Annotated in this window: 8 protein-coding genes; 7 read left to right on the top strand and 1 reads right to left on the bottom strand. The window is 52.9% G+C overall.

The window, feature by feature from the left end; all coding sequences use genetic code 11:
• The 6 genes from QZ554_RS07580 to rplT form a co-directional block, all read left to right on the top strand.
• A partial coding sequence (locus tag QZ554_RS07580) for a potassium/proton antiporter (RefSeq protein WP_297195556.1) occupies window positions 1-1,232 on the top strand: 1,232 nt, incomplete at its 5' end.
• A gap of 91 nt (window positions 1,233-1,323) precedes the next feature.
• Window positions 1,324-2,643 carry an MATE family efflux transporter gene (locus tag QZ554_RS07575; protein WP_297195554.1) on the top strand — a complete coding sequence of 440 codons (1,320 nt, stop codon included), beginning with the start codon at window positions 1,324-1,326 and terminating at the stop codon, window positions 2,641-2,643.
• Window positions 2,644-3,194: 551 nt separating this feature from the next.
• Window positions 3,195-5,156, top strand: a complete 1,962-nt coding sequence (gene thrS, locus QZ554_RS07570; RefSeq protein ID WP_297195552.1) for a threonine--tRNA ligase — start codon at window positions 3,195-3,197, stop codon at window positions 5,154-5,156.
• Between the two features lie 36 nt (window positions 5,157-5,192).
• Window positions 5,193-5,795 (top strand): translation initiation factor IF-3, encoded by a 603-nt coding sequence (gene infC / locus QZ554_RS07565; protein ID WP_297195550.1) that lies wholly within the window; start codon window positions 5,193-5,195, stop codon window positions 5,793-5,795.
• Window positions 5,796-5,887: 92 nt separating this feature from the next.
• Window positions 5,888-6,085 (top strand): 50S ribosomal protein L35, encoded by a 198-nt coding sequence (gene rpmI / locus QZ554_RS07560; protein WP_005469616.1) that lies wholly within the window; start codon window positions 5,888-5,890, stop codon window positions 6,083-6,085.
• A 115-nt stretch (window positions 6,086-6,200) separates the two neighbouring features.
• Window positions 6,201-6,545 carry a 50S ribosomal protein L20 gene (rplT, locus tag QZ554_RS07555; RefSeq protein ID WP_005469617.1) on the top strand — a complete coding sequence of 115 codons (345 nt, stop codon included), beginning with the start codon at window positions 6,201-6,203 and terminating at the stop codon, window positions 6,543-6,545.
• A 284-nt stretch (window positions 6,546-6,829) separates the two neighbouring features.
• Here rplT and QZ554_RS07550 read toward each other — a convergent pair whose 3' ends face one another.
• Window positions 6,830-7,303 carry a Dps family protein gene (locus QZ554_RS07550; RefSeq protein ID WP_297195548.1) on the bottom strand — a complete coding sequence of 158 codons (474 nt, stop codon included), beginning with the start codon at window positions 7,301-7,303 and terminating at the stop codon, window positions 6,830-6,832.
• A gap of 426 nt (window positions 7,304-7,729) precedes the next feature.
• On the opposite strand from QZ554_RS07550, the gene QZ554_RS07545 reads away from it, so the two are divergent.
• Window positions 7,730-7,984: a GlsB/YeaQ/YmgE family stress response membrane protein gene (locus QZ554_RS07545; RefSeq protein ID WP_297195546.1), complete on the top strand. Its 255-nt coding sequence runs from the start codon at window positions 7,730-7,732 to the stop codon at window positions 7,982-7,984.
• Window positions 7,985-8,077: the final 93 nt, after the last annotated feature.

Below are 8,077 nucleotides of genomic sequence, written 5' to 3'. Positions count from 1 at the left end.
TGGAGACGAAGTTCGCTGAGATCCGTCCGATCCTAGGCCCTGGGATTACACTCTCTACGCTGGGGGTACTGCTGACGACGCTCTGCTTCGGAGCCTTCCTCTACGGGCTCGATCAGCTAGGCTGGGCTCCGGTGCACTTCTCCTTCCCGATCGCCCTACTGCTGGCTGCCACGATGTCAAGTACAGACTCGGCCTCGGTCTTTGCGCTCCTTCGCTCCAAGAATATGCACCTCAAGGAAGGCCTTCGTCCGATCCTAGAGCTAGAGAGTGGGAGTAATGACCCGATGGCCTACATGCTCACGATAGCCCTCATTCAGTATGTCACGGGTGGAAATGAGGATGGCTCGACGTGGAGCATCCTCGTGACCTTCCTCCTGCAGTTCTCCGTAGGGGGACTGCTGGGATATGCGATGGGGTGGCTCACTGTCAAGCTCCTGAATAAGGCTAATATCGGTAATGAAGCCCTCTATCCGATCCTGCTCCTCTGCGCCGTCTTCCTCACCTTCTCTGCTACGACTCTCCTGCAGGGCAATGGCTATCTCGCTGTCTACATCATGGGGGTACTCGTGGGGAATAGGAAGGTCGTACATAAGAAGAGTATCGTTACCTTCTTCGATGGGCTGACTTGGCTCCTTCAGATCGCCCTCTTCATCATTCTAGGCCTCTTTGTCGATGCCCATAGCCTCCTGCCGATAGCAGGCTTTGCGCTCCTAGCGGGGCTCTTCATGATCTTCGTGGCTCGTCCACTAGCCGTCCACCTATGTCTCGTCTTCTTCCCGAGTATCAGTATGCGTGGCCGCTGGTTCCTCTCTTGGGTGGGGCTGAGAGGCGCTGTGCCGATAATCTTCGCAACATATCCTCTGATGAGCCAAGTGGAGGGAGCGGAGACGCTCTTCAATATCGTCTTCTTCATCACCCTGCTCTCCCTGCTCATACAGGGTAGTACGATGCCAGCTGTGGCACGTCTGCTGAAGCTGGATGAGGAGGCTAAGAACGAGGTGAGCCTCTTCGGGGTCGAGATCCCCCAGCATACTGGGACGAAGATGGTGGAGCGTGAAGTGACCCAGGAGATGCTCTCCTCGGGGCGTCGCCTGATGGAGATCGACCTCAGGGAGGAGGAGCTCGTCATCCTCGTACGCAGAGGAGATAACTATATGGTGCCTAAGGGGAAGCTAGTGCTGGAGATAGGAGATGTCCTACTCATCGTCTTCGAGCAACAGACTCAGGCTTGATGCTCTCTCCCTATCCATATAGCGAAGTATATTTATAGTATGATGTCCCTCCACCATAGCGTACGTGGATAGGGTGATCCGTGCAAATCTAATGACGCAAGATCAGCTACATGCCCCCATAGGGCGCAAGATATGGGCTCTCGCCCTGCCCAATATACTATCAAATATTACTGTCCCGCTCCTGATGCTCTGCGATACAGCTATGGCGGGACGCATGGCTCGCTCAGAGAGTATCGCAGCGGTCGCCATCGGAGCAGCCGTGACACACTTCGTTATCGGCATCTGGAGCCTACTACGTATGGGGACGACGGGCTTCACGGCTCAGGCTTGGGGGGCAGGAGACGTGCGAGCTCTTCTACGCCAGCTATCCTCAGGGTCAATTATTGCCCTCGGGGTGGGGCTACTACTCGTGCTCCTTCGCCCACTCTATATAGGTCCTGCTGCAGACCTGCTGCAGGAGGGCTCAGCGACACTCTCGCTGGAGGCACAGGATTATCTCCGCTACTCCTTCCTAGGGGCGCCGGCCGCCCTGCTCCTATATGTATATAATGGATGGCTCATCGGAGTGCAGCGCATGAAGCTCGTCATGGGGGTGAGCATCGGGAGCAACCTTGCCAATATCCTCTTTAGCTACATTCTAGCCTTCCCTCTAGGGATGGGGGTAGGGGGGCTGGCTCTCGGTACGGCATTAGCACAATATGCAGCTGTCCTTGCTCTCGGTGTGGGGGCTTGGCACTACCATAGACGTATTCTTAGGCTCTTCTCTCGGACTTATCTCTGGCACCCACCGACACTCGTTCGCTACTTCCACGTAGGGAAGTACCTCCTCATACGTACACTCACCCTACAGACAGTGACCCTCTTCTTCATTCGTGCAGGGTGGATGATCGGAGTGACGACCTTGGCTGCTAATAGTCTCTTGATGCAGCTCTTCACGCTCTTCTCCTACTTCATGGATGGGATCGCCTACGCAGCGGAGGCGCTCGTCGGTGAGGCTATCGGGGCTCAGGATCGAGCTCGACTGAGACGTATCATCCCTGCTGTCCTCCGTATAGGACTGCTACTGGCCACGATCGGCGCAGTGCTCTATGCCTTCGTCCCCGAGCCCTTCCTCTCTATGCTGACGGACAAGGAGGCTGTGCTGGAGCGAGCACTGGAGTTCCGCTACTGGATGGCTCTTGTGCCACTGGTCTCCTTTGCGGCGTTCCTGTGGGATGGGATACTTGTCGGGGCGACAGATAGTCGGACGATGGGTATCTCGATGCTGGTCGCTGGGGGAGCGTTCTTCGTGGTATATGCAGCGGTGATCGGCTCGCTAGGAGCCCATGGGCTCTGGGTCGCATTCCTTAGTTACTTGGCCGTACGTAGTGCGCTGGTTTGGCTACTAGGCATGCGCCACAGCCGAGTCTGAGAGGGTGGAGTCGGAGCTCTTCGCAGCTCTCGAGGCATGGGATAGCAAGGGTAGACTCTTGGGCTAGTAGTATAATAGGTGAAGATATTTTGTACCTTTGCCCGTGAATAACACCACACACTACGATGCACACACCAAGCGCACTACATAGTCAATAGACCCATGTATCATGGAGGTATGGAGCTCCCAGTTCTATGCCTAGCCTGTTGTGTCTTGGTACGGGAATTTTTCCCCTTTCCCCCTCTCTACTCTGTCCCTTCGTCCATTTATGTCACGTTGGAGTGCAGAGTACCATATAAACCTGTATGAGGCGGCGTCCCCTATGAAAAGGGTGGACGCCGTCTCTCGTATATGTCCTAGTCCAATGATATGGAGGAGAGAGTCTTTTAAGGGGCTTGGCATGCGGTCTAGTCAGGCTCGTGGAGTCTGTCCTACATATATAATAATGGTGGATAGGAGGATATTGTGTGGTAGATATGTCGTATCTTTGTAGCTAGACAAGGTTTTTCTGAACAATCACTCATCCAGACTTATATATCGTAATGAGCTCAATGATAAAAGTAACATTCCCTGATGGCAGTCAGCGAGAATATCCCGTAGGGACGACCTCCTGGGATATAGCTGGTAGCATCAGCCCTCGCCTCCAGCAGGACGTGCTAGCAGCAGGTGTAAATGGACAGATATGGGACCTGATGCGTCCCCTAAAGGAAGATACCGAGCTAAAGCTCTACAAGTGGGATGACCCCGAGGGGAAATATGCCTACTGGCACTCCAGTGCCCACCTCATGGCCGAAGCACTCCAGGCTCTCTATCCTGGTGTGAAGTTCGGTATCGGTCCAGCTATCGAGAATGGCTTCTACTATGATATTGACTTAGGCGAGGGAGTACAGCTTCGTGACGCTGACCTCGGGGCTATCGAGGCCAAGATGGCAGAGTTCGCAGCCCGTAAGGAGCCTATCATTCGTAGAGATATTACGAAGGCGGAGGTCACGGAGTTCTTTGCACAGAAGGGCGACGAGTACAAGCTAGAGCTCATCGCCGACCTACCTGACGGTACGATCACGACCTACTCACAGGGCGAATTTACCGACCTGTGCCGTGGACCACACGTGCCCAATACAGGTTATATCAAGGCCATCAAGCTCCTCAGTGTAGCTGGTGCCTACTGGCGTGGAGACGAGAAGCGCAAGCAGCTCACCCGCCTCTATGGGATCACCTTCCCCAAGAAGAAGATGCTCGATGAGTATCTGACCCTTCTCGAGGAAGCCAAGAAGCGAGACCACCGCAAGATCGGTAAGGAGCTTGGGCTCTTCGCTTTCTCTCAGAACGTAGGTTCGGGGCTTCCCCTCTGGCTCCCCCGTGGTACGCAGTTGCGCCTTCGTCTAGAGGATTTCCTCAAGCAAATCCAAAAGCAGTTTGGCTACCAGCAGGTAATCTCCCCACATATCGGATCGAAGCAGCTCTATGTGACCTCGGGTCACTGGGCTAAGTATGGTGCGGACTCCTTCCGCCCCATCACAACGCCTCAGGAAGGCGAAGAGTTCATGCTCAAGCCAATGAACTGCCCTCACCACTGTGAGATCTTCAAGGCTCTTGGTCCACATTCCTATCGTGACCTCCCTCAGCGACTCGCCGAGTTTGGGACGGTCTATCGCTATGAGCAGAGTGGTGAACTTCATGGGCTGACACGTGTACGTGGCTTCACGCAGGACGATGCCCATCTCTTCTGCCGTCCTGACCAGATTAAGGAGGAATTCTGCAAGGTGATGGATATCATCTTCATCATCTTCAAGGCACTGAACTTCGAGAGCTTCGAGGCACAGATCTCTCTGCGTGACCAGGTCAATCGCGATAAGTATATCGGTAGCGAGGAGAACTGGGAGCGTGCCGAGCAGGCCATCATCGAGGCTTGTGCCGAGAAGGGACTCCCTGCCAAGATCGAATACGGCGAAGCAGCCTTCTACGGGCCTAAGCTCGACTTCATGGTCAAGGATGCTCTAGGCCGTCGCTGGCAGCTGGGTACGATCCAGGTGGACTACAACCTCCCCGAGCGCTTCGACCTAGAGTACACCGGCGCAGACAACAAGAAGCACCGCCCTGTCATGATTCACCGTGCCCCCTTCGGGTCGATGGAGCGCTTCGTCGCCGTGCTTATTGAGCATACAGCAGGTCACTTCCCTCTCTGGCTTACCCCCGACCAAGTCGTCGTGCTGCCCATCAGTGAGAAGTTCAACGACTATGCCCATCAGGTAGCTGCTCAGCTCAACGCTCAGGATATCCGCACTCAGGTGGATGACCGCAATGAGAAGATCGGCCGTAAGATCCGTGACAACGAGCTCAAGCGTATCCCCTACATGCTCATCGTAGGTGAGAAAGAGGCGCAGGAAGGCGAAGTATCTGTACGTGTGCAAGGTGAAGGTGATAAGGGTTCGATGAAAATCACTACCTTTGCCGAGCAAATCACTCAGGAGGTCTCCCGTCAGCTTAATGCATGGCATACTGAGGGTAAGTAGAGACCTAAGGTGGTAGTTTACAATTAACAATACTGAATGGCAGTAGACAACAAACAAAAGTTCCAGTACCGCACGAACGAAGCTATCCGTGTCAAAGAGGTTCGTCTCGTCGGGGACAATGTAGAGCAGGGCGTATATACGATCCAGCAAGCTCTTCGTATCGCAAATGACCAAGAGCTTGATCTCGTCGAGATCTCTCCCAATGTCAACCCACCAGTATGCCGTGTCGTAGACTACCAGAAGTTCATCTTCCAGCTCAAGAAGAAGCAGAAGGAACAGAAGGCAAAGAGCGTTAAGGTCGTCGTCAAGGAGATCCGCTTCGGACCTCAGACTGATGACCACGACTACAACTTCAAGCTCAAGCACGCTAAGGGCTTTCTTAGTGAGGGCTCGAAGGTCAAGGCCTATGTCTTCTTCCGTGGTCGCTCTATCCTCTTCAAGGATCAGGGTGAAGTCCTTCTCCTGCGCTTTGCCAATGATCTCGAGGACTACGGTCGTGTAGAGAGTATGCCCGTGCTAGAGGGTAAGCGTATGACCATCATGATTGCCCCCAAGAAGGTCGCTTCCTCTGCCCCCAAGAAGGATAAGGCTACTAAGTCCGATGCCGAGGAGGTCGAAGAGATCTCCAGCGAGGACTAGCCTCCCAATAGATAATCCCCATCCCTGCACCTCGCGCATAGGCTGCGTCAGTGGAGTAGGGTCATATAGTAACTCATATAAATAGAAAGAAAATGCCTAAGCTGAAGACAAACTCCAGCGCTAAGAAGCGTTTCGCGCTCACTGGCTCTGGTAAGATCAAGCGCAAACATGCCTTCAAGAGTCACATCCTGACGAAGAAGACGAAGAAGCAAAAGCGTAACCTCACCTACTTCACCACTGTGGACAAGGTGGACGAACGCGAAGTCAAGGAGCTCCTCCGCCTTCGCTAATCCGGCAAGTTTAGACAACGATCATTCAGTAACAGAGAGGTAAGCAAAAGACAAGTATCTGCAGAGGCTATCTCGCCCGAGGCAGGTCGCTACCAATCACAAAGAAGAAACAATCATGCCAAGATCAGTCAATCACGTAGCTTCGCGTGCGAAGCGTAAGCGCATCCTCAAGCTCACTCGTGGCTATTACGGTGCTCGTCGTAACGTCTGGACCGTCGCCAAGAATACTTGGGAAAAGGGTCTCACCTACGCCTTCCGTGACCGTAAGAACAAGAAGCGCAACTTCCGTGCACTCTGGATCCAGCGTATCAATGCCGCTGCTCGTCTGGAGGGACTCTCTTACTCTCGTCTGATGGGTGCTCTGCACGCTCAGGGTATCGAGATCAACCGCAAGGTCCTCGCTGACCTCGCTGTCAATCACCCTGAGGCCTTCAAGGCCATCGTGGCTAAGGTGAAGTAAGCTTCGCCCCAAAGCAACACAAAGCAGTGAAGCCTCATCTGTCACCCAGACATGGGTACAGATGAGGCTTTCTCTTTGCCTCGTTCCCACCTCTCATTATTGTCTTTGGGGGGCTCGGCATCCTTCTCATCGGGGAGGAGGAGCTCGGGGAAGAGGTGTGATAAAAGGGGAAGTCCCCCAAGGTGCTTTATCTAGGACTAGGCACCTTGGGGGACTTCCCCTTTTACTGAATGTCGGTTGGGAGGGTACTTCTAGGCGAATTGATCCCTCCTCATAAGGCTGGGTTACCCGAGTAGGGAAGCGATCATCCAAACGGACTTCTCTTGCCCGTCGATGAGATCAGAGATAAGGTCACCGGTGGCGATGTCACCAGCTTCGTCTGCTAGATCTGCTACCTTGCGCTCCTGAGCGATGAGCGTCTTTAGGCTGTCTAGGATCTGGGGGATGATGTCAGAGGGCTGGCGTACCTCGGTCTGCTCCTTGATCTGGCTCTTCTTGAGATACTGGCTGAAGCGGTTTTCAGGTGTAGCACCGAGCTGTAGGAGACGCTCTGCGATCTCGTCGATGTGCTCAGCAGCTTCGTCGTACATCTTCTCGAACTGAGCATGTAGGGTGAAGAACTGAGGACCACGTACGTGCCAGTGGTAACCACGGAGGTTCGTGTAGTACACCTGGAAGTCTGCTAGGAGCTGCTGAAGGCCTTCAGATACCTTAGCTGCATGTGCGGGTGTGATACCCGTGATTGATAGAATGTCCATAATCGTTATTCGTTGTTTGTTTCTATTACATTGCAAAGATAGATGAAAGTGCAAAAGACTGCAACAGAGTCTGTCTATACTACAATAACCAGAGACTATAATCCCACAAAGGTGGCGCCCCCTTATCCAAATAACTATATCCGCTCTACTCCTTCTGTATATTATGATATGATGCTTTCGTCTGCCCTTCCTTAACCTTCGACTAGAGGGGCACAGTGTACACGCGTGTACACTGTTGTGTACAGGTGGGTATACAGATGTGTACACACGTGTATAGAAGAGGGCTCCTATCTTCTGTTTGTGTCTCTGTAGCAGTACTATTGTACTTGGGGCTTGGGGTGGTGTGCGACAAGATGACTATATAATGGCTCTTTTGCTCTCTAGGTAGTAATGTTTGCCTTCATGTCCTAACTTAATGTAAGACTTATGGGCATTATCGCAACACTCATCATTGGGGCTATTGCTGGATGGCTAGGAGGAACGATCTACAAGGGTCGTGGATTAGGACTTCTCGGGAATATCGTTATTGGTATTCTGGGGAGTGGTGTGGGATCTTGGCTGTTGGAGCGCGTGTTTAAGATCTCACTAGGAGAAGGATGGATTAGGTCTATCCTGACAGGGGCTATTGGAGCCATTGTTATTCTGTTCTTGGTGAATTTGATATTCAGAAAGAAGAAGTAAGGAAGAATAGCTATCTAAATAGCTTCCATCTGATAAATGAAAAGAGGGGGAGGATAAACATATCCCCTCTTTGGGCTTTCCGAGCCTGGTCCT

Source organism: uncultured Porphyromonas sp. (assembly GCF_915070105.1).
Taxonomy (GTDB): Bacteria; Bacteroidota; Bacteroidia; order Bacteroidales; family Porphyromonadaceae; genus Porphyromonas.
The sequence above is the reverse complement of the archived record's forward strand: the minus strand, read 5'-3'. Positions and strand labels throughout refer to the sequence as shown.

What these genes read in the sequence shown, in the direction of transcription:
- QZ554_RS07575 (WP_297195554.1), top strand. Translation starts at nt 1,324, where the DNA reads ATGACGCAAGATCAGCTACATGCCCCCATAGGGCGCAAGATATGGGCT.
- thrS (WP_297195552.1), top strand. Translation starts at nt 3,195, where the DNA reads ATGATAAAAGTAACATTCCCTGATGGCAGTCAGCGAGAATATCCCGTA.
- infC (WP_297195550.1), top strand. Translation starts at nt 5,193, where the DNA reads ATGGCAGTAGACAACAAACAAAAGTTCCAGTACCGCACGAACGAAGCT.
- rpmI (WP_005469616.1), top strand. Translation starts at nt 5,888, where the DNA reads ATGCCTAAGCTGAAGACAAACTCCAGCGCTAAGAAGCGTTTCGCGCTC.
- rplT (WP_005469617.1), top strand. Translation starts at nt 6,201, where the DNA reads ATGCCAAGATCAGTCAATCACGTAGCTTCGCGTGCGAAGCGTAAGCGC.
- QZ554_RS07550 (WP_297195548.1), bottom strand. Translation starts at nt 7,303, where the DNA reads ATGGACATTCTATCAATCACGGGTATCACACCCGCACATGCAGCTAAG.
- QZ554_RS07545 (WP_297195546.1), top strand. Translation starts at nt 7,730, where the DNA reads ATGGGCATTATCGCAACACTCATCATTGGGGCTATTGCTGGATGGCTA.